This is a genomic window from Escherichia sp. E1V33 (assembly GCF_004211955.1).
In the GTDB taxonomy this organism is placed as follows: domain Bacteria; phylum Pseudomonadota; class Gammaproteobacteria; order Enterobacterales; family Enterobacteriaceae; genus Escherichia.
The window spans coordinates 115807-134999 of record NZ_RHJI01000011.1; the positions used below are offsets into that span (position 1 = coordinate 115807).

Below are 19193 nucleotides of genomic sequence, written 5' to 3' on the forward strand. Positions count from 1 at the left end.
TCACTGCCATTTACGGTGATACGCGCCAAGGGTGGTCTGCGTGCCTTCGGACATCGACCCGAGCGTCTCCATCCACGCGCTTTGCGGTACGAAGTTTTGCGGATCGGCCTTACAACGGTCGATAGCCTGACGCCAGACTTTCGCCACCTGGCTGACATACGCCGGGCTACGCTGGCGGCCTTCAATTTTCACCGAAGCAATATTCGCCGCCATTAGCTCAGGCAGCAGTTCCAGGGTATTGAGACTGGTTGGTTCTTCCAGCGCGTGATAGCGCTCACCGTCCACCAGATAACGCCCTTTACACAGCGTCGGATAACCTGCGTTTTCGCCGTCCTGATAACGGTCGATCAGCACTTCGTTCAGGCGGGATTCCAGCCCCTGCGGCGTTTGTTGCCAGCGCACGAAACGGGCCGGAGAACACGCGCCCACGGTGTTGGGCGACTCACCTGTCAGATACGACGACAGATAGCAACGGCCTTCCGACATAATGCACAAGCTGCCGAAAGCGAACACTTCCAGCGGTACAGGGGTAACCCGTGCCAACTGTTTCACCTGATGAATCGACAACACGCGCGGCAGCACCACGCGGGCAACGTCAAAATGGCGATGATAAAAGTGAATCGCCTCTTCATTGGTCGCCGAAGCCTGCACTGACACATGACGCTCAATATGCGGGTATCGCTCGGCGGCGTATTCCAGCATGGCGAGGTCGGCGAGGATCAGCGCGTCGGCACCCAGTTGTGCCGCCATATCCACGGCACGCTGCCAGCGGGCGTAACCGTCCGGGTGCGCAAAAGTGTTAATTGCGATGTGAAGTTTGCGGCGATGTTGATGGACAAAACTCACCGCTTCCTGCAATTTTTTCTCGGTAAAGTTAAGGCCGGCGAAGTGACGGGCGTTGGTATCATCTTTTAGCCCGATATAAACAGCATCTGCGCCGTTTTCGATGGCCGCCTTAAGCGCCGGGAGATTTCCGGCAGGGCAGAGCAGCTCCATAATTTTTCCTGAAGGTTGCGCAGTCAAAGCGCAAAAATGTTAACGAACTGGGATTTTAGTTAACCTTGCTGCGACAATTTTTGATTTAAGGCAGTTAAAGTTGTATTGGTGGTAGCAGCAATTTCATATGGAATTGTTGATTTATACCGCTATGTTATTTTTCCAATATGGCAAAATAGGATGATTGTTGAAACAGGGAGTAAAACTCGTGTTGGATAAACTGCGTTCCCGCATTGTGCATTTGGGGCCATCTCTGTTGAGTGTACCGGTAAAACTGACGCCATTTGCGCTAAAACGCCAGGTTCTTGAGCAGGTCTTAAGCTGGCAATTCCGTCAGGCGCTGGACGATGGCGAGCTGGAGTTCCTTGAAGGCCGTTGGTTAAGTATTCATGTGCGTGATATTGACCTGCAATGGTTTACCTCGGTGGTGAATGGCAAACTGGTCGTTAGCCAGAACGCGCAAGCTGATGTGAGTTTTAGTGCCGACGCCAGCGATCTGCTGATGATTGCGGCGCGTAAACAGGATCCGGACACGCTCTTCTTCCAGCGTCGGCTGATGATTGAAGGCGATACGGAACTGGGGCTGTATGTAAAAAACCTGATGGACGCCATTGAGCTGGAGCAAATGCCGAAAGCCTTACGCATGATGCTGCTGCAACTGGCGGATTTTGTTGAGGCGGGAATGAAAACCGCGCCTGAAACCAAACAGACATCGGTAGGTGAACCATGCTAATTCGAGTAGAAATTCCCATTGATGCGCCGGGTATTGATGCCCTGCTGCGTCGTTCATTCGAAAGCGATGCGGAAGCGAAGCTGGTTCACGATCTGCGTGAAGATGGCTTTCTGACGCTGGGGCTGGTGGCGACAGATGACGAAGGTCAGGTCATTGGCTATGTGGCATTCAGTCCGGTTGATGTGCAGGGTGAAGACCTGCAATGGGTCGGCATGGCACCGCTGGCGGTAGATGAAAAATACCGTGGACAGGGGCTGGCACGCCAACTGGTCTATGAAGGACTCGATTCGCTTAATGAGTTCGGCTATGCCGCAGTGGTGACGCTGGGCGATCCGGCGCTGTACAGTCGTTTTGGCTTTGAACTGGCGGCGCATCACGATCTGCGTTGCCGCTGGCCGGGAACTGAAAGCGCCTTCCAGGTACATCGTTTAGCGGATGACGCGCTGAACGGCGTAACCGGGCTGGTTGAGTATCACGATCACTTCAATCGCTTTTAATCTCCTGGGTTTGCAGACTGCTTAACAGCTCTGCAAACCCTGCGCCTTCCGCTACCAGACGCTCTTTTTGCCGTTTGGTCAGTTGCTTAACGCGATATTCCGCCCGTAGTGCCAGCGAACGGTCGCCCACTGGTGCGGAAAACGCCAGCGTCAGTTCACCTTTTCCACGTAGTGCTTTCGCCCCTTTGCCGCTCTGATGTTGTTGATAGCGGCGTTCGACATCCGTGGTGATCCCGGTATAAAGCTTATTGTCGGCGGTACGGATCAAGTAAAGAAACCAGGGTGTCATCGTCTGCGTCACATGTTAAGGTCAGGCCCACAGTATAAAAGAGAACAGCAATGGAAACACTTACTGCCATCAGCCGTTGGCTGGCAAAACAACATGTTGTCACCTGGTGTGTGCAGCAGGAAGGGGAACTCTGGTGCGCTAATGCCTTTTATCTTTTTGATGCACAGAAAGTCGCCTTCTACATTTTGACGGAAGAAAAAACGCGTCACGCGCAGATGAGTGGGCCGCAGGCGGCAGTTGCCGGAACGGTAAACGGTCAGCCGAAAACGGTAGCATTAATTCGCGGCGTGCAGTTTAAAGGTGAGCTCCGCAGGCTGGAAGGTGAGGAAAGCGACCTTGCGCGCAAGGCGTATAATCGTCGCTTTCCGGTTGCCAGAATGCTGTCGGCGCCGGTGTGGGAAATCCGGCTAGATGAAATCAAATTCACCGACAACACGCTGGGCTTTGGTAAAAAAATGATTTGGCTACGCGACTCAGGCACCGAGCAGGCGTAACGCCTCGCGGTTAAACGCTGGCAGATCGTCCGGTGTGCGGCTGGTAACCAGCTGATCTTTATCAACCACGACCTCCTGATCGTAAAATTCCGCGTCCGCATTTTTAACATCAATAATAATCGGTTTTACTGCGGTCAGTTTGCGCCCCCGAATCACATCGGCGCTGATCAGCAGCTGCGGACCGTGACAGATGGCGAAAACAGGTTTGCCGCTATTCACAAAATCACGGGTAAAGGTGACAAAACGGTTGTCGCCACGCAGATAATCCGGTGAATGACCGCCCGGTAGCAACAGGGCATCAAACTCCGCTGGCGTCACTTCATCGATGGATTTATCGATGGTCACGCTGGCTTCTCCTTTTTTGCCTTTCACCGTTTTACCCGCTTGTTTTTCAATGGTAATCACTTCGTGTCCGGCTTTACGGAACTCGTCTGCGGGTGAAGTAAATTCTGAATCCTCAAATTCATCAGTGATTAAAACGGCAATTTTCTTACTCATGCTTCCTCCGCGTTGTTGCATTGGATGAGGCGAATTTCCCACAATCGGGGATAATTACCTCATGGTCTATTAAGCCTGGTGCATGAGCCGTGGAGCGCAAGGCAGACAATTCTGTAAAGGAGCGAAGATGAGTCAGGTACTGATTACAGGTGCAACGGGGCTGGTGGGCGGTCACCTGCTGCGGATGTTGCTTAACGAACCGAAAGTTAACGCCATTGCTGCGCCGACGCGACGTCCGTTGGGCGATATGCCCGGGGTGTTCAATCCCCATGATCCGCAACTGACCGACGCGCTGGCGCAGGTCACCGATCCCATCGACATTGTGTTTTGTTGTCTTGGCACCACGCGGCGGGAGGCAGGGAGTAAAGAGGCGTTTATTCATGCCGATTACACGCTGGTAGTGGACACCGCATTAACCGGGCTGCGGCTCGGTGCGCAGCATATGCTGGTGGTCAGTGCTATGGGGGCTAATGCCCACTCGCCGTTTTTCTATAACCGCGTCAAAGGGGAGATGGAAGAAGCATTAATTGCCCAGAACTGGCCGAAATTGACCATCGCTCGCCCGTCGATGTTGCTGGGTGATCGAAGCAAACAGCGGATGAACGAAACGCTTTTTGCGCCGCTGTTCCGTTTACTGCCAGGAAACTGGAGATCCATTGATGCGAGAGACGTGGCGCGGGTCATGCTGGCAGAGGCGATGCGGCCTGAGCATGAAGGCGTGACGATTTTAAGCTCTTCAGAATTACGCAAAAGAGCTGAATAATTATTCCCAAGAATTGATAGTGGGCGTAACATTCACGCGCTCAATTATCATAACTTATTCCTGGGGAATGCTATGACTGGTCAGTCTTCATCTCAGGCGGCAACGCCCATTCAGTGGTGGAAACCCGCGCTTTTCTTTCTCGTTGTCATTGCCGGACTCTGGTATGTGAAATGGCAACCTTACTACGGCAAAGCGTTTACTGCAGCCGAAACCCACAGTATCGGTAAATCTATCCTTGCGCAGGCGGATGCTAATCCGTGGCAAGCGGCGTTGGATTACGCGATGATCTATTTCCTCGCGGTATGGAAAGCGGCAGTGCTGGGGGTGATCCTCGGTTCGTTGATTCAGGTGCTGATCCCACGCGACTGGCTGCTACGCACGCTTGGGCAGTCGCGCTTTCGCGGCACGCTGCTGGGAACGCTGTTTTCGCTGCCTGGCATGATGTGTACCTGCTGTGCGGCTCCGGTCGCGGCGGGGATGCGTCGCCAACAGGTATCGATGGGCGGCGCGCTGGCATTCTGGATGGGGAATCCGTTGTTAAACCCGGCGACGCTGGTGTTTATGGGGTTTGTCCTCGGCTGGGGTTTTGCGGCGATTCGTCTGGTGGCCGGGCTGGTGATGGTGTTGCTGATTGCGACGCTGGTGCAAAAATGGGTGCGTGAAACACCGCAAACGCAGGCACCGGTCGAAATTGACATACCGGAAGCACAGGGCGGTTTTTTTAGCCGCTGGGGCAGGGCGCTATGGACGCTTTTCTGGAGTACGATCCCGGTTTACATCCTTGCAGTACTGGTGTTGGGTGCCGCTCGCGTCTGGTTATTCCCCCATGCCGATGGTGCTGTCGATAACAGCCTGATGTGGGTGGTGGCGATGGCGGTAGCAGGATGCTTGTTTGTCATTCCCACAGCAGCAGAAATTCCGATTGTACAAACGATGATGCTGGCAGGTATGGGAACTGCTCCGGCGCTGGCATTGTTGATGACGCTTCCTGCTGTAAGTTTGCCGTCACTGATTATGCTGCGCAAAGCATTTCCGGCGAATGCCTTATGGCTGACAGGGGCGATGGTGGCAGTATCTGGTGTGATTGTCGGCGGGCTGGCGCTGTTGGTTTGATTTGAGTGAAAACATGTCGGATGCGGCGTAAACGCCTTATCCGACCTACGGTTTGCATCGTTGTAGGCCTGATAAGACGCGGCAAGCGTCGCATCAGGCATTACAAGGTGCTGCTATTTAATAAACGTAAACGCTGTGGTCACACGCTTTACGCCGCTTACCCGGCTGGCAATATCTGCCGCCGCTTTCGCTTCACGTTCAGTCACCAGCCCCATCAGGAACACTTCACCATTTTCGGTGGTCACTTTCACGTTGGACGATTTCACCAGATCGCTGGTTAAGAGCTGCGAACGTACTTTGGTGGTGATCCACGTATCGTTAGACGCTTCGCCCAGACCAATCGGCTGGCCCTGACGAATCTCGTTATATACTTCATTCGCGCCGTCTACGCCCATTGCAATCTGTTTTGCACGAGCCGAAAGCTCAGAGTTTGGTGACTGCCCAACCAGCAGCACCTTGCCCTGATAGGCCGTTACATTAATGCGCGCTTCTTTCTTAATCTGTTCGTCTTTTGACAATGCGCTGTTCACGCGCACTTCCAGGGTACCATCGTCCACCTGGGTGCCGACACTGCGAGGGTCAGTTGCGGCTTTGGTACCCACAGCAGCAGTACCCACTACGGCCGCAGCAACGCAACCTTGCAACAGCAGCGCGGAAATAAGGACTGCGATTGGCGATAATGCCTTCATGTATTCTCCTTAATCATCCTGGTGAGGGAAAAGCGTGTTATCGATCAGATCGCACAAACAATTTACCGTCAGCATATGCATTTCCTGAATGCGAGCACTGCGATGCGAAGGGATGCGAATTTCTACATCCTGTGGCCCTAACAAACCTGCAAGTTCACCACCATCATAGCCGGTCAATGCCACAATGGTCATATCACGCGTAACGGCGGCTTCAACTGCTTTAACAATATCGCGGCTGTTGCCACGAGTAGAAATGGCTAACAATACGTCTCCCGCATGCCCCAGCGCCCGTACCTGTTTTGCATACACTTCATCATGTAAGCGATCGTTGGCAATCGCCGTTAAGACAACATTATCAGTATTTAGTGCAATGGCAGGTAAGCTGGGCCGCTCCGTTTCGAAACGGTTGATCATGCTGGCAGCAAAATGCTGTGCGTTGGCAGCGGAGGTTCCATTACCACAACAGAGGATTTTGTTGCCATTGAGCAGAGACTGAACCAGCGTCATGGCTGCACGGGAGATGGCATCCGGAAGCGCCTCTGCTGCCGCAATTTGAGTTTGAATGCTTTCAGTGAAGCAAGCTTTAATTCTTTCTTGCACGCTAATCCTTAAACCTTAATTATGAGTGGTCATTAAAGGCATCCTTAATCCACTCAACCTCATTCCCGGTGAAGGCTACCACATCGAACCGGCAATCCACAGTATCAAAACTCCCATTATGACGCGCGAGCCACAAGCGGGCAGTCTGTAATAATTTGTGTTGTTTGCTGCGGGTCACACTGGCTGCCGCGCCGCCGTAAAGGGCAGAGCGGCGGTAGCGCACTTCGACAAAAACGGTAGTCTGGCCTTCACGCATTATCAGATCGATCTCGCCGCCACGCTCGTTCACGTTAGCGGCGACAAACCGCAGTCCTTTGCCTTCCAGCCAGCGACGCGCTTGTGCTTCCCATGCGTCGCCGGTCTGTTTAGTGGTTAACTGGCGGGGACTACCTGACCTTGTTGGTACTGTAGCCATGATAACTTCCTGTTAATCACGCAATCCGGGTTAGCCGTCAGGCTTCCGGTATTACCGTTGATTTCAAAACCCTGAACCTGGCGCATTTGTGAGAAATGATTTGCCAGCGACCATGCATCAACACCCATTGCATACATGCGAGCCAGCGAATAATCGTTATTCACTGCGCTTAGTGCCTGCTGCATTAACGGTAGATTACCGCCTGCCAACATCGGGATCTCGCTGTACTGTAATCCTTCCATCTCAAGTCGGAAATCAGGTCCTGCGGAGCCTTGTGCACTGCGGGAACTGGCGTACAGCGTTGCGCCGCTATGGCTGCCGTTACGCATGGCGATCATCGGTTTGACGAAAGCGATTTCGCCCGGCGTTGCCACAATGTACACCGCATCGACACGACCACCATTGTTGGTGAACTGGTCATCGGTTGGCGTGGTTTGCAGCGTTGGATTGTTGGTCGTCATGCCGGAGTCGGTTGTCGCTCTGGGAGTGATCGGGCTACCCGTTAAAGCAATACCAGAACCGCCGTTCACACCCGCGCGTAATTCGCTGGTGGAGCCAAATTTTTGTTGCAGAACGGTGCCGCCACCCAATTTCTGCCACTCTTGCGCGAAGGCGTTTGCTACGCGATCGCCAAGCGAACTGCGCGGGATCAGCACCAGCGGCGCCTGTTTCCCATGGTCACGAATATGACGTGCCGCATCGCGCGCTTCATCTTCCGGCGATAGCGCGAAGTAACAGATATTAGCGCGGTTTTCGATATTTTCCGGCTGATTCAGCGCCAGTACGTTCAGTGGCGTGTTGCTCTTCAGCAACTCCTCAACGTTATTTTTCAGCAGCGGACCGACCACAATGCTCGCGCCGTCCTGCTGAACCTGGCTTAAGATCTGGCTAAGCGGTTGTGATGAGGTATCGTAGATTTTCAGTTCTGCGGATGGATTCGCTGGCGCGCTTACCGCCGCAGTACTTGCCGCAGGGGCGCTTACAGGCACCGGCTGCGCTGCGGTTTCTTCACCCGTTAGATCGCTAACCGAGGCTTGTGCCGGGCTGGCAACGCCATCCACGGTTTGTGGCTGGGGTTGTTCTGCTACGTCAGCGGCAGGCGCGGTAGCTACCTGGGCCGCCACTGGCTGAGTGCCAATGTTTTTCGCCGCTTCAAAGCCTTGCTGAATTGTGCGACCAAATACCGCAGCCTGACCATTCAACGGCAGCAGCAGGGCGATTTTATTGGTTGACGCTGGTTTGAAAGCTTTTACGTTTACCAACTGCGTTGGCAGCATTTTCGCGCCCGGGTTGTTCGGATAACGTTTTTGCCAGTCGGCGATCCCGGCTTTCATCATGTTGGGATCGTTACGGTTATCAAACCAGACGCGTTGCAGATCCAGCCAGCCTTGCAGGATATTTTCGTCGGCGTTAATCACCAGCGTATTCGCCTGCTGTTGGGTCATGGACGATAGCGCCTGCCAGGTAGCGTCAATATTCTGTTGCTTTTCCTTCGCGCCGAGCAGAGGTTCCTGGGCGACTAACGCACGCAGTAATTCAATGGAAGGACGTCCCTGGCTGGCATCGATTTTCGCCTGCCAGTAGCGCGCCTGCTGATTTTGTTCTAAATCGGTCGGCGTGATTTTTGCCAACAAGGTCTGTGCGCCAGTAAAATCTTTTTGCGCCAGCTTGATTTCTACCGCCAGTAGCGTTTTCTCGCGACGCTGGGCATCGTTTAGTTCTTGCGGCAGCTGATTAAACAACTCCACCGCTTGCCCGGTTTTGCCTTCTTTCACCAGTGCACGAATGGCGAGTAATTGCCAGTTGATCCTGGTATCATCAGAGCTTTGCTGCATCTGTTGTAGATAAAAGGCAGAATCAGCCTGCGCCGTGCCCTGCATATAAGCAGTGGACTGATCGGGAGTATGGGTGCCACAACCGGCGAAAATCAGGGCGGCCAGAACAACAGGCAGACAACGCGCGGCTTTCAAACGAGAAAATGTTGAGGGTACCATAATGTATCCAGTGATATTTTTTTTACGCAATGCTCAATATTAAATCGGCAATACGGACGACACAATGAAACAACACCAATCGGCGGATAATTCTCAAGGCCAGCTCTATATTGTACCTACGCCAATCGGTAATCTGGCGGATATCACCCAGCGTGCGCTGGAGGTATTGCAGGCCGTTGATCTGATTGCCGCCGAGGATACCCGTCATACCGGTTTACTGCTGCAACATTTTGGCATAAACGCCCGGTTGTTCGCGCTTCATGACCATAATGAACAACAAAAAGCCGAAACGCTGCTGGCGAAGTTACAGGAAGGGCAAAACATTGCACTGGTTTCCGATGCCGGGACGCCGCTGATAAACGACCCTGGCTACCATCTGGTGCGTACCTGCCGTGAAGCGGGGATTCGCGTGGTGCCACTACCGGGGCCGTGTGCTGCCATCACTGCGTTAAGCGCCGCGGGTTTACCATCAGATCGTTTTTGTTATGAAGGCTTCCTGCCTGCCAAATCAAAAGGCCGCCGCGATGCGTTGAAAGCCATTGAAGCGGAGCCGCGCACGCTGATTTTTTATGAATCGACCCACCGTCTGTTAGATAGCCTGGAAGATATCGTTGCGGTATTAGGCGAATCGCGCTATGTGGTTCTGGCGCGTGAGCTAACCAAAACCTGGGAAACCATTCACGGCGCGCCCGTTGGCGAGCTGCTGGCGTGGGTCAAAGAAGATGAAAACCGTCGCAAAGGCGAAATGGTGCTGATTGTCGAAGGCCATAAAGCGCAGGAAGATGACCTGCCTGCTGATGCCCTGCGCACGCTGACGCTGCTACAGGCAGAACTGCCGCTGAAAAAAGCGGCGGCGCTGGCCGCAGAAATTCACGGCGTGAAGAAAAATGCGCTGTATAAGTATGCGCTGGAACAGCAGGGAGAGTGATTACAGGCGTTGCAGCAGGAATAGCGCTGCAACGCCTGTACCAGGCGAGTTAACGACGACACATTTCATCAATCACACATGTGAAATGGTTATGCAGCCATAAAAATGAAGCCGGGATAGCGGTAGAGACTTTAGCCGTGAGAAAACGTTCTGTCGCATCCTGCTTTCCTTCGCCAGTCACCAGTAACAAAACCTCGCGGGCATTGAGAATATCCTTCAGGCCTAAGGTGATCCCACGAGTCACGGGGCGACCCGCGGTTTTTAACATCTCATGTTGCTGTGTTCTGGCATCAAGTTGACTGATATGGCAGGCCGGTTGCAGGTTTTCTCCCGGTTCGTTCAGCCCAAGATGACCGTTTTTCCCCAATCCGAGAACGCATAAATCCAGACCGCCTTTGCGCGCAATCAGGTTCGTTACCCGTTCGCACTCTGTCTCATTTATCTCTTCGGAGCGAAAGCTGATGAGCTGGTCTTCACGTAGCCCCAGCGGCTGCACGATATGCTGTTGCAGAAAAGTTTCGCAGGTACCAGGCATCGTTAATGGCAGATCCACCCATTCGTCGAGCTTCACGAAGGTGAGCTGGCTGACATCAACCTGCTGCTGGTGGATTTTTTCTACCAGATAATGATACGTCAGTAATGGCGTGGCTCCGGTCGCCAGGCAAATCACGGCATCCGGTTTGCTACGGATCACAGCCAATAAATATTCGCTGGCTCGTTCACTTAACGCCGTATAGTGTTCAACTTGCTGAAGGGTTTGCACAGGATGAAATTCCTTAAGTAAAGAGGCACCGCCAGACGCAGTGCCTCGTTCCATTTACAAAATGCCGAATGCGGAACAAACAATAGAGAGCACAAAAGTCACGCCGATTAACAGCACCGGATGCGCTTTTTTCACCCGCAGGAAGTAATACATCAGCAGGGTGTAGGCCATCGGTAAAATGTTCGGGAAGACTTTATCGAAGAAATCCTGTTGCAGCGCGACGCTGTGGGTACTGTCGATGGCAAACGATGTCACCACGTTAATATGCACATACGAAGCGATCAGCCCGCCAATTACCGTGATCCCGAGGATGGTTGCCGAACGGGCGATCATCTGCGAGTTCTCTCGCACTTTATCGATCGCCTTCACGCCGACCGAATAACCCACGTGGGTCCAGCCGACGCGGAGGAAAAAGATAATCAGGTACACGGCGAAGAACAGAATCGGCCCCAGCAGGTTTCCCTGGCTGGCAAATGATGAGCAAATTCCCGCCATAATCGGCAACAAAGTAAACCAGAAAATCGCATCGCCAATCCCGGCGATTGGGCCAAACAGCGCCACTTTCAGACCTTTAATGGTGTCGCGGTTTTCGCCTTTCTCCTCCATCGAAATTAACAATCCCATCAGGAATCCGACCAGATTCGGGTGGGTATTAATAAATTCGAGGTTATCTTTCATCGCCGCGCTTAAGCCCGGTTTGTCGTCCTTATAAATCTTTTTCAGGATCGGCAACATCGCCCAGGTAAAACCGCCCGCCTGCATCCTTTCGTAGTTAAAGCTCGCTTGCAGCAGCGACGAACGAAAGCCCAGACGGGTGATATCTTTTTTACTGATTTCAGATCCCATTGCTGTAGTCCTCTTCTTCATTTTTACTGGCAACGGGCTGCGGTTGCGCTTGCTGCCGGGATTTCGCATTGAAAAACTCATACACCGCAAAGCCTGCGCCCAGTACGGCAACCGGCAACAGGTTGCTGACCTGGATGTAGCAAACAAACAGGAAACCGGCGATCAGGTAAGGGATATATTGCGCTTTGAACATTACACGCAGCAGCAAGCCAAAACCAACGGCAGGCAGAATACCGCCAGCCACTTCAAAGCCGTGGGTCAACCAGGCGGGCATCGCTTTCACCAGCGCCTGCATCGCCCCTTGTGCCAGGTAAGTACAGAGGAAAGCAATCACCGCATACGCTGAAGCGACGATGAGCATCGTTGTCCAGTTAAGTCGGGAAAACGCTGCCGTATCCGCTTCTTTCGCGCATTTATCGGCTTTGGTCATAAATAATGAGAAAGCAGAATAGAAGAACAGAATGACGTACTGCATTAACAAACTAAACGGTAGGCCAAGACCAATTGCCGTTTTGGCATCAACGCCCGTAGACCATGCAATGACGGTGGTCATCAGACCCGCCATAATAGGGTTGGGCGGCTGAACACCACCTGCAGGGGTTAATCCGGCGAAAGCCAACTCTGTCAGACCACCGGTAATTAAGCCAGTCTGAATATCACCGAGAATAGCGCCAGTTAGGGTACAAACTATTATCGGGCGGAATAAAAATAAGGCTTCCAGCCAAAAATCAATCCCCAGAACGAAAACTAACGCCGCCAGGGATAATCCCTGAAGTAGGGTTATTTCATGCATTTTTATTACCTCAAACCAATATTAAGGCGATTTTAGATTTAGTCAGGGATTTGTTCTTTTTGATCTCCAGGGACGTCCTGAATGAAAACATTCACGCCACGTTGTTTAATAAAACGTAAGTCCGCGAGATCCTGGTCATCGACATAAACTTTACTGCTGATTTGCTTTTTCCCTTCCGAGAAATGCATATTGCCGACGTTGACATCTTTCAGGTCAATGCCACCTTCTACCAATTTACGTACCGTTTGTGGCGTACGGCAAATCAGGAAGATCTTCTGATGCGGTGCAGCTTTGCCGATGACGTTAATGGTTTTTTCGATAGTAAAGAAACGAATGCCAAAGCCGTAGGTTTCTGCGGTAATACCCATTAATTTCTGTTGAATATCATCGTTAGCGACAACATCATCCACGACTACCAGCAGATTCGCACCGATGGTGGATGTCCAGGTCACGCCAACCTGACCGTGAACCAGACGGTTATCAATACGGGTTAAGAGAATATTTAGACTGCTCATTGTGTAATCCTCACCATAAAGTTGAATAATATAATTTTTTTAAATATATTATTGTTGCGATATTGTACTGATGTATTTATTAAGGTTTAGTCATCTCCTTTTCCATTAAGGCACTCCCCGATATTAATCGGGAAGTACATTGGGATAAATCATAAAAAACTAATGATTACGCGGAAATTCGATTCGCTGAACCACAGACATTAATTTTATTTCTGACGACTTCTTTCATCGCATCCATACCGACGCGCATATAATAACGAGGATCATTACCCTGCGGATTTTCCGCGAACCAGGCTTTTACCGCGCCGGCGAAGGCTATTTTTAATTCTGTGGCAACGTTCACTTTTGTGACGCCAAGTTCAATAGTGCGACGGACAAATTCATCCGGAACATCGCTGGCACCATGTAGCACCAGAGGAACATCCACCACTTCACGAATTTCCGCCAGCCGCTGGAAATCAATCTTCGGCGTTTTGCTGTATAAGCCGTGCGCCGTACCAATCGCTACCGCCAGGCTGTCGACGCCAGTCAGTTCGACAAAGCGTTTAGCTTCTTGTGGATCGGTCAGGAATGCACTTTCGACGTCAACGCTCATGTCATCTTCAACACCGCCCAGGCGGCCCAGTTCTGCTTCCACGCTGCAATCCTGTGAGTGGCAGAAGTCAACAACCGATTTCACCAGCTTCACGTTCTCGGCAAACGGGAAGTGGCTGCCGTCGATCATTGCACTGCGCACACCTGCGTGGACTTTACGGCGAATATCATCCAGCGATTCGTGGTGGTCGAGATGCAGCGCCAGTGGCATGTTGTAGGTTGTGGAATAGGCGCTGCACAGGGCGTAGATCTCTTCCAGCGCGATATGTTTAAAGGTCCCCGGCGTTCCGGCGAGGATCACCGGCGATCGCATTTCACTGCACACTTCGAGGATCGCCTGGATCGTCTCGGCGTTATGAATGTTAAAAGCAGGCACCGCGTAGCCATTGGCCTGGGCGTCCTGTAACAGATATTTAGTGGAGATAATGCTCATAATGCGATCCTCTTATGCCTGCCACGGATGAATGATTACGCCTTGCACCACGCGGTTAACGGTGCCACTGGCTGATGGGGTATCCGGCGTATTGCCCATGTGCAGCGACTGCATCAGTGCAAACGTCTGGGCGTACATCAGGAAGCAAAATGCCTGCTCAACGTCGATAAAGTGACGTGACGGTGGCAGGATAATATGTGGACCGGCAGCGACGATGTCGCTGCTTTCCGCGGCGATGGCGATTACACGCATTGCCTGGTTGTCACGGCGAAGTTCAGCCAGCAGATCAAGATCATACTGACGGGTGTAAGGGTGGCTGGAGACAAATACCACCACCAGTGTTTCGTTATCGACCAGCGATTTTGGTCCATGACGGAATCCGGTTGGAGAATCATAAAAGGACGCCAGTTTACCCGCCGTCAGTTCCAGCACTTTCAGCGCCGACTCGCGTGCTGCGCCCTGTAAGCCACCGCTGCCGAGATAAACGATCCGTTTCCACGGTGCGTAACCAAACACACCTTCGCTGAAATCGCCCAGTGAGGTCAGGATCGCCAGGCAACGATCCGCCACGTCGCGGAAGGTTTGGCTGTTGATCGTCTCAGGTACGAAAACCGCGAGGCAGCTGGCCATCATGGTGGTAATGCTGCTGGTCATCGCAAAGCCGCGATCGTGCGTTTCTGCGGGCATCAGCAGGGCAAACGCGTTGTCGCTGTTGATCGCGTTTTGGTAAAGAGCGCCCGCTTCGTTGCAGGTGATCGGCAGGTGATAGCACTCGGGTACAAATTGATTTGCCAGTTCTACGGCAGCGACGCTTTCCGGGCTGTTGCCGGATCGACCGAAGGAGATCAACAGCAGCGGATGAGCTGGGTTCAGGTAGTCCATTGGATTGGTGACCAGATCGGTGGTTGGTACAGCGCTGAAGTTTTTACCGGTATGGCTGGCGAGCCACGGTGCGATGATGTCACCGATAAATGCTGAGGTTCCGGCTCCGGTCAGGATGATCCGCAGATTCTCTTTGCGCAGTAACGGTTCAAGGAAGTTATTGAGCGCGGAACGTAGCGCGTCGATGTTGGTGAGTGAACGGATCCATGCGCGAGGCTGATGGCGGATCTCTTCTTCAGTCCATGTACCGGTTGCGGCGGCAGCAGGGGTGTAATTTTCTGGCATAACTCAATCCTTAGTCTGATGAACTTGACGTCGGGCGTTGTCGCTTTCACTTGCCTTTCGTTTCATTTCACTTGGTGATGTCTTTCGTTGATTAAAATCTATAGAAAAGAAACCGAAAGTTCAATGGAGAAAAATGAAATAAAACGAAATCTGTGATCATTGAAAGAAAAGACAAGGGAAGATTAAAGAATTGCGTAATGACATCGCTATGTTCACCGATTGCCGGATGCGGCGTATCGTAGGTCGGATAAGACGCGTTAGCGTCGCATTCGACACCGCTGCACAGATCAAAAAGAAAGAAAAAGAAAGGCCTTACGGGGGAAGTGAAGGCCCAATAAAGGAGCAAACTATCAAAACGAAGCTAATTGACCCTGAATCCAGATTTGTTGCACATGCAGCCCGCTATCCAGCGCAACGACGCTGGCGCGTTTGCCCGGTTTAAGCGATCCCAGAACACCATCAACACCCAGCATTCGCGCCGGATGCAGCGATGCCATATGAATGGCTTCCGCAGGCGTTACGCCCGTCAACTCGACCATGTTGCGCACTGCCGCATCAACAGACAGCGTACTGCCCGCCAGCCCACCGGACGCGGTACGGACAACGCCACCGTGCATCTGCACTTCTTCGCCACATAACGTATAGCGACCATCCGGCATCCCGGCTGCTTGCATCGCGTCGGTGATCAGCACGATTCTCTCTTCCGCACAGCAACAACACAGCGACATCGCCGCCGGATGTACATGATGACCATCGGCTATCAGTTCCAGCCAGGCGCGCTTGTCCGTTAATCCCGCGCCAACCATTCCCGGTTCGCGATGATGTAAACCTGTCATCCCGTTATAGCAATGCACCAGGCCGTCGGCACCAGCATCAAACGCGGCGCGAGTTTGTTGCCAGGTCGCCGCGCTATGCCCCAGCATCACTCGTACATTTTGCCGTTTAAGATGGCGGATGGCCTGCAATGCCCTTTCTTTTTCCGGTGCCAGCGCTACCACGCGTAAGGTGTGCTGAGAAACGGCAATCAATTGATCCAGCTCGGCAATTTCCAGCTCGCGGAACAGCTCTGGGGGATGCGCGCCTTTATTCTGCGGCGTGAAGTACGGTCCTTCGAGATAACTCCCCAGCACTTGCGCACCAGGTCCGCCGCGTTGGCAACGTTGCGCAATACGTTTCAGCGCCGCATGAATGGTATTAAGCGGCGCGGTTACGGTAGTCGGCAACCAACTGCCGACACCTTCGCGTGCCTTGTGCATTGCCAGCTTGTCGAGCACATCCGGCGCGTCATCCATTACATCAACGCCCGCACCACCATGTACATGGGTGTCGATGTAAGCGGGGCAGAGCAGTTCCGCATCGCGTTCAGTCACGCCCACTGGAATCGGTTCGATTGCTACGATTACACCGTCAGTAATGCGCAGCTGATGATCATCAAGCCAGCCCTCTTCAGTCAGCAGCCTTCTGGCGCGCAGAACTTGTGTCATATTCCTTCCTCGACCGGACATTCCTCATGGCAGCGGCCTAACTCGTCCACCAGACTGGTCAGCCCACGGTGCCCACACTCCAGTGCCTGTACACGGAATTCTTCACCGCTTAACCCTTCGCGCTCCAGCACCATCTCCAGTAGCAGTTGCAAATTGGTGCCGGTGATCACTTCACAGCCCGGTTTTTGCATCGCCAGCGTTGAAGCTACGCGAAACGGCGTGCCGCCCAGCAAATCCGTCAGAAAAACAATGCCGTCTTCACAATCCAGTTGGGCGATGGCCTCTTCAAGCTGCGATGTAAGCAGCGCGGTGCTTGAGGTTTCCGGAAAATCGATGGCGATAAACTGCGATTGCTCACCGAGAATTTGCTTCATTGCTTTTTCCATGCCGCTGGCAAACCCGCCATGCCCTGTCAAAATAATACTTAACATCTAATACCTCATTGTATTTAAAGGAAATGGCAGAATTTACCGACGATGCCGAGAACCACGGTAACCGCAATCAGGCGTAGCGGACTCCAGCCGCGACGTACCAGCCAGAACATGGTCAGGGTATAGACCAGCGGTAAGAAGGCAGGCATCAGTTTGTCAATAACATCAGCCTGTAACTTAACCACTGCGTCGCCCGCTGTGATTTCCAGCGTGGTGCTTAAACGAACATAGGTTGCCACCAGCGCACCGATTACCGTCATCCCAACGATAGACGCAGCATGGCCGACTTTTTTGGTATTCGCTTTAATGAGTGGAATCGCCGCCACGCCCATGCGGTAAGCATAATGCGCCAGACCAAAACGCAGCCCCAGGTGTACCACGTTGAACAGCACAATAAAGACGACTGCACCAAGAATGGAGCCTTGCAATGCCAGACTGGCTCCAATCCCGCCACAAATCGGCAGTAGCGTTAGCCAGAACATTGCATCGCCAATCCCGCCGAGCGGCGCACCGACGGCAATTTTGGTGCTCTGAATACTGTTAACGTCCTGCTTAGAACGCTCCATCGCAAGGATAATGCCGATAACAAATGTCACCAGAAACGGATGGGTATTGAAGAAACCCATATGCCCCTTCATGGCGCGCGCCAGGTCGCGTTTATTAGTGTGGATCTTTTTCAGAGCAGGCAGCAGACCGTACAACCAGCCGGAAGCCTGCATACGTTCGTAGTTAAAAGACGCTTGTAACAGCATGGAACGCCAGGCGACGCGGTTGATATCTTTTTTCGTCAGCTCCGCGCCAATGCTCTGATCTTCGTATACGTTTTCATTGACGCCAGTCAGCAATGTTTCTTCGTTTTCACTGACGTTCGGCAGGGTGGTTTGATTAGATGCCATCTTCAAATTCCTCTTTCTGTGCCGCAGGTTGAGTCGGTTCAGGAGATTTACGCAGCAGGTCGATCAGCGCCATAGCCAGCGCGGCGGCAGCAATAGCCAGCACCGGTAACTTGAGCCAGGCGGCGGCAACGAAGCCCAGGATGAAGTAGGGGATGTAGACGTTTTTCATCATGATTTTCAGCAGTACGGCAAAACCGATTGCTGGCATGATGCCGCCCGCGACGCCGAGGCCGTCGATTAATCGTTGCGGCAAGACATCAATGATGGTTTTTGCATGTTCCGCACCGAAGTAGATAGGCAGGAAAGCGCAGAGAAAATAGAAAGTGCCGAGTGCCAGCAGTGCCAGATAGTTCACGCGTTCAATGCCGCGAGTATCGGCGTTCTCCGCCATCCGGTCGCAGCGGGACATCACGCCAGACATCACCGAGAACAGGAAGGTAATCCCCATCTGTACTGCAACAGCGAAAGGTACGGCGACACCGACCGCGACATCGGGTTTCACGCCAGTAGTAATGGCAAACGCCGTGCCGACGATAGTACCGATAATCACGTTAGGCGGCTGTGCGCCCGCCAGCGGGGCCAGCCCCATCCACACCAGTTCCAGCGTACCGCCGGTTAAAATACCGGTATGCAGATCGCCAAGTACCAGCCCGACTAACGGGCCGAGGACCACCGGGCGGTGCATATGGGTTAAGCCGTTAAACATATCCAGGCCAGCGATAAAGGCGATAATGCCCAACGCGAATGCCTGCAACAGACTGATTTCCATGATGAATCCCTCAAAGTAATTTAAAGAGGTCCACAGCAGGCTCTGTCGGGACGCCCTGAACGAAGCATTCCACCCCAGCGGCTTTCAGGTCGTTAAATGCTGCGATATCGCCCGCATCCACAGAAACCGTTTTGGCGATTTGTTGCTTGCCATTGGCGTAGTGCATATTGCCAACGTTAATGCGATTCACCGGAACGCCACCTTTCACCAGCGTCAGGAAATCGGCAGGTGTTTTACATACCAGCAGGATTTTCTGTCGATCGGCGGCGCGATGAATGTTGTCGATAACTTTTTGCAGCGTCCAGAAACGTACGGCGATCCCTTCTGCCAGTACCATTTCCATCAGGTTTTGTTGTACCGGATCTTCGGCAACCTCATCGTTGGCTACCAGCACCAGATTTGCCCCCGCAAATCCGACCCACTGAACGCCGACCTGACCGTGAATCAAGCGTTCATCAATCCGGCTTAAAACAATATTTGGCATAGCGTGTTC

General features: G+C 52.8%; 24 protein-coding genes. 6 read left to right on the forward strand and 18 right to left on the reverse strand.

Translation table 11 applies throughout. The annotated features are described in order from the left end of the window. Positions 1–996 (reverse strand): peptidase U32 family protein, encoded by a 996-nt coding sequence (locus tag D9742_RS12030; RefSeq protein ID WP_001309783.1) that lies wholly within the window; start codon positions 994–996, stop codon positions 1–3. A gap of 208 nt (positions 997–1204) precedes the next feature. Between D9742_RS12030 and D9742_RS12035 the strand changes: the two genes are divergently transcribed. Both D9742_RS12035 and D9742_RS12040 read left to right on the forward strand, forming a co-directional pair. Then, a complete protein-coding gene (locus tag D9742_RS12035; RefSeq protein WP_046081285.1) occupies positions 1205–1729 on the forward strand; it encodes an SCP2 domain-containing protein in 525 nt (174 codons plus the stop codon). Continuing rightward, entirely contained in the window at positions 1723–2226 is a 504-nt protein-coding gene (locus tag D9742_RS12040) for an N-acetyltransferase (protein ID WP_000908553.1), read from the forward strand. The genes D9742_RS12035 and D9742_RS12040 overlap by 7 nt, the downstream gene beginning before the upstream one ends. Here D9742_RS12040 and yhbQ read toward each other — a convergent pair. Next, entirely contained in the window at positions 2213–2515 is a 303-nt protein-coding gene (gene yhbQ / locus D9742_RS12045) for a DNA damage response exodeoxyribonuclease YhbQ (protein WP_130237045.1), read from the reverse strand. The two genes, D9742_RS12040 and yhbQ, sit on opposite strands and share 14 nt — an antisense overlap. Before the next feature lie 50 nt (positions 2516–2565). Between yhbQ and D9742_RS12050 the strand changes: the two genes are divergently transcribed. Further along, positions 2566–3009, forward strand: a complete 444-nt coding sequence (locus D9742_RS12050) for a YhbP family protein (RefSeq protein ID WP_130237046.1) — start codon at positions 2566–2568, stop codon at positions 3007–3009. Here the strand turns inward: D9742_RS12050 and yhbO are convergent. Continuing rightward, positions 2989–3507: a protein/nucleic acid deglycase gene (gene yhbO / locus D9742_RS12055; protein WP_050867444.1), complete on the reverse strand. Its 519-nt coding sequence runs from the start codon at positions 3505–3507 to the stop codon at positions 2989–2991. The genes D9742_RS12050 and yhbO overlap by 21 nt on opposite strands. Positions 3508–3634: 127 nt before the next feature. On the opposite strand from yhbO, the gene D9742_RS12060 reads away from it, so the two are divergent. Further along, entirely contained in the window at positions 3635–4270 is a 636-nt protein-coding gene (locus tag D9742_RS12060; protein ID WP_130237047.1) for an NAD(P)H-binding protein, read from the forward strand. A 72-nt stretch (positions 4271–4342) separates the two neighbouring features. After that, on the forward strand, positions 4343–5383 hold the full coding sequence (locus D9742_RS12065) for a permease (protein WP_130237048.1): 1041 nt from the start codon (positions 4343–4345) through the stop codon (positions 5381–5383). Between the two features lie 113 nt (positions 5384–5496). Here the strand turns inward: D9742_RS12065 and dolP are convergent, their stop codons facing one another. From dolP to lpoA, 4 genes are read right to left on the reverse strand one after another with little or no spacing between them, the layout of a single operon-like run. Beyond that, positions 5497–6072: a division/outer membrane stress-associated lipid-binding lipoprotein gene (gene dolP / locus D9742_RS12070; protein WP_000646037.1), complete on the reverse strand. Its 576-nt coding sequence runs from the start codon at positions 6070–6072 to the stop codon at positions 5497–5499. Positions 6073–6081: 9 nt separating this feature from the next. Next, on the reverse strand, positions 6082–6672 hold the full coding sequence (gene diaA / locus D9742_RS12075) for a DnaA initiator-associating protein DiaA (protein ID WP_001158034.1): 591 nt from the start codon (positions 6670–6672) through the stop codon (positions 6082–6084). 19 nt (positions 6673–6691) lie between these two features. Further along, on the reverse strand, positions 6692–7087 hold the full coding sequence (locus D9742_RS12080) for a YraN family protein (RefSeq protein WP_064529549.1): 396 nt from the start codon (positions 7085–7087) through the stop codon (positions 6692–6694). Further along, positions 7045–9081, reverse strand: a complete 2037-nt coding sequence (lpoA, locus tag D9742_RS12085) for a penicillin-binding protein activator LpoA (protein ID WP_130237049.1) — start codon at positions 9079–9081, stop codon at positions 7045–7047. Before lpoA ends, D9742_RS12080 begins: the two co-directional genes overlap by 43 nt. A 64-nt stretch (positions 9082–9145) precedes the next feature. Between lpoA and rsmI the strand changes: the two genes are divergently transcribed. After that, a complete protein-coding gene (gene rsmI / locus D9742_RS12090; protein WP_130237050.1) occupies positions 9146–10009 on the forward strand; it encodes a 16S rRNA (cytidine(1402)-2'-O)-methyltransferase in 864 nt (287 codons plus the stop codon). A gap of 49 nt (positions 10010–10058) precedes the next feature. Here the strand turns inward: rsmI and D9742_RS12095 are convergent, their stop codons facing one another. The 11 genes from D9742_RS12095 to agaV form a co-directional block, all read right to left on the reverse strand. Next, positions 10059–10826: a galactosamine-6-phosphate isomerase gene (locus D9742_RS12095; protein ID WP_130237051.1), complete on the reverse strand. Its 768-nt coding sequence runs from the start codon at positions 10824–10826 to the stop codon at positions 10059–10061. Beyond that, the gene (agaD, locus tag D9742_RS12100) at positions 10827–11618 is read right to left on the reverse strand and encodes a PTS galactosamine transporter subunit IID (protein WP_130204630.1); all 792 of its coding nucleotides are present in this window, start codon (positions 11616–11618) and stop codon (positions 10827–10829) included. Next, positions 11608–12411: a PTS galactosamine transporter subunit IIC gene (agaC, locus tag D9742_RS12105; RefSeq protein ID WP_000544489.1), complete on the reverse strand. Its 804-nt coding sequence runs from the start codon at positions 12409–12411 to the stop codon at positions 11608–11610. Before agaC ends, agaD begins: the two co-directional genes overlap by 11 nt. Positions 12412–12449: 38 nt before the next feature. Then, positions 12450–12926 (reverse strand): PTS galactosamine transporter subunit IIB, encoded by a 477-nt coding sequence (gene agaB / locus D9742_RS12110; RefSeq protein ID WP_130237052.1) that lies wholly within the window; start codon positions 12924–12926, stop codon positions 12450–12452. A 166-nt stretch (positions 12927–13092) separates the two neighbouring features. Continuing rightward, positions 13093–13953: a tagatose-bisphosphate aldolase subunit KbaY gene (gene kbaY, locus D9742_RS12115; protein WP_113417123.1), complete on the reverse strand. Its 861-nt coding sequence runs from the start codon at positions 13951–13953 to the stop codon at positions 13093–13095. Positions 13954–13965: 12 nt separating this feature from the next. Beyond that, positions 13966–15120 (reverse strand): AgaS family sugar isomerase, encoded by a 1155-nt coding sequence (locus D9742_RS12120; RefSeq protein ID WP_130237053.1) that lies wholly within the window; start codon positions 15118–15120, stop codon positions 13966–13968. 350 nt (positions 15121–15470) lie between these two features. Then, positions 15471–16604, reverse strand: coding sequence for an N-acetylglucosamine-6-phosphate deacetylase (nagA, locus tag D9742_RS12125; protein WP_130237054.1), 1134 nt, complete (start codon positions 16602–16604; stop codon positions 15471–15473). Beyond that, entirely contained in the window at positions 16601–17035 is a 435-nt protein-coding gene (gene agaF, locus D9742_RS12130; RefSeq protein ID WP_000948824.1) for a PTS galactosamine/N-acetylgalactosamine transporter subunit IIA, read from the reverse strand. The genes nagA and agaF overlap by 4 nt, the downstream gene beginning before the upstream one ends. Before the next feature lie 17 nt (positions 17036–17052). Then, entirely contained in the window at positions 17053–17931 is an 879-nt protein-coding gene (agaE, locus tag D9742_RS12135) for a PTS N-acetylgalactosamine transporter subunit IID (RefSeq protein WP_001295548.1), read from the reverse strand. Next, positions 17921–18700, reverse strand: coding sequence for a PTS N-acetylgalactosamine transporter subunit IIC (gene agaW / locus D9742_RS12140; RefSeq protein ID WP_000406214.1), 780 nt, complete (start codon positions 18698–18700; stop codon positions 17921–17923). The genes agaE and agaW overlap by 11 nt, the downstream gene beginning before the upstream one ends. 10 nt (positions 18701–18710) lie before the next feature. Beyond that, the gene (gene agaV / locus D9742_RS12145; RefSeq protein ID WP_001295547.1) at positions 18711–19184 is read right to left on the reverse strand and encodes a PTS N-acetylgalactosamine transporter subunit IIB; all 474 of its coding nucleotides are present in this window, start codon (positions 19182–19184) and stop codon (positions 18711–18713) included. Positions 19185–19193: the final 9 nt, after the last annotated feature.

What these genes read in the sequence shown, in the direction of transcription:
- D9742_RS12030 (WP_001309783.1), bottom strand. Translation starts at nt 996, where the DNA reads ATGGAGCTGCTCTGCCCTGCCGGAAATCTCCCGGCGCTTAAGGCGGCC.
- D9742_RS12040 (WP_000908553.1), top strand. Translation starts at nt 1,723, where the DNA reads ATGCTAATTCGAGTAGAAATTCCCATTGATGCGCCGGGTATTGATGCC.
- yhbQ (WP_130237045.1), bottom strand. Translation starts at nt 2,515, where the DNA reads ATGACACCCTGGTTTCTTTACTTGATCCGTACCGCCGACAATAAGCTT.
- D9742_RS12050 (WP_130237046.1), top strand. Translation starts at nt 2,566, where the DNA reads ATGGAAACACTTACTGCCATCAGCCGTTGGCTGGCAAAACAACATGTT.
- yhbO (WP_050867444.1), bottom strand. Translation starts at nt 3,507, where the DNA reads ATGAGTAAGAAAATTGCCGTTTTAATCACTGATGAATTTGAGGATTCA.
- D9742_RS12060 (WP_130237047.1), top strand. Translation starts at nt 3,635, where the DNA reads ATGAGTCAGGTACTGATTACAGGTGCAACGGGGCTGGTGGGCGGTCAC.
- D9742_RS12065 (WP_130237048.1), top strand. Translation starts at nt 4,343, where the DNA reads ATGACTGGTCAGTCTTCATCTCAGGCGGCAACGCCCATTCAGTGGTGG.
- dolP (WP_000646037.1), bottom strand. Translation starts at nt 6,072, where the DNA reads ATGAAGGCATTATCGCCAATCGCAGTCCTTATTTCCGCGCTGCTGTTG.
- D9742_RS12080 (WP_064529549.1), bottom strand. Translation starts at nt 7,087, where the DNA reads ATGGCTACAGTACCAACAAGGTCAGGTAGTCCCCGCCAGTTAACCACT.
- lpoA (WP_130237049.1), bottom strand. Translation starts at nt 9,081, where the DNA reads ATGGTACCCTCAACATTTTCTCGTTTGAAAGCCGCGCGTTGTCTGCCT.
- rsmI (WP_130237050.1), top strand. Translation starts at nt 9,146, where the DNA reads ATGAAACAACACCAATCGGCGGATAATTCTCAAGGCCAGCTCTATATT.
- D9742_RS12095 (WP_130237051.1), bottom strand. Translation starts at nt 10,826, where the DNA reads ATGGAACGAGGCACTGCGTCTGGCGGTGCCTCTTTACTTAAGGAATTT.
- agaD (WP_130204630.1), bottom strand. Translation starts at nt 11,618, where the DNA reads ATGGGATCTGAAATCAGTAAAAAAGATATCACCCGTCTGGGCTTTCGT.
- agaC (WP_000544489.1), bottom strand. Translation starts at nt 12,411, where the DNA reads ATGCATGAAATAACCCTACTTCAGGGATTATCCCTGGCGGCGTTAGTT.
- agaB (WP_130237052.1), bottom strand. Translation starts at nt 12,926, where the DNA reads ATGAGCAGTCTAAATATTCTCTTAACCCGTATTGATAACCGTCTGGTT.
- kbaY (WP_113417123.1), bottom strand. Translation starts at nt 13,953, where the DNA reads ATGAGCATTATCTCCACTAAATATCTGTTACAGGACGCCCAGGCCAAT.
- D9742_RS12120 (WP_130237053.1), bottom strand. Translation starts at nt 15,120, where the DNA reads ATGCCAGAAAATTACACCCCTGCTGCCGCCGCAACCGGTACATGGACT.
- nagA (WP_130237054.1), bottom strand. Translation starts at nt 16,604, where the DNA reads ATGACACAAGTTCTGCGCGCCAGAAGGCTGCTGACTGAAGAGGGCTGG.
- agaF (WP_000948824.1), bottom strand. Translation starts at nt 17,035, where the DNA reads ATGTTAAGTATTATTTTGACAGGGCATGGCGGGTTTGCCAGCGGCATG.
- agaE (WP_001295548.1), bottom strand. Translation starts at nt 17,931, where the DNA reads ATGGCATCTAATCAAACCACCCTGCCGAACGTCAGTGAAAACGAAGAA.
- agaW (WP_000406214.1), bottom strand. Translation starts at nt 18,700, where the DNA reads ATGGAAATCAGTCTGTTGCAGGCATTCGCGTTGGGCATTATCGCCTTT.
- agaV (WP_001295547.1), bottom strand. Translation starts at nt 19,184, where the DNA reads ATGCCAAATATTGTTTTAAGCCGGATTGATGAACGCTTGATTCACGGT.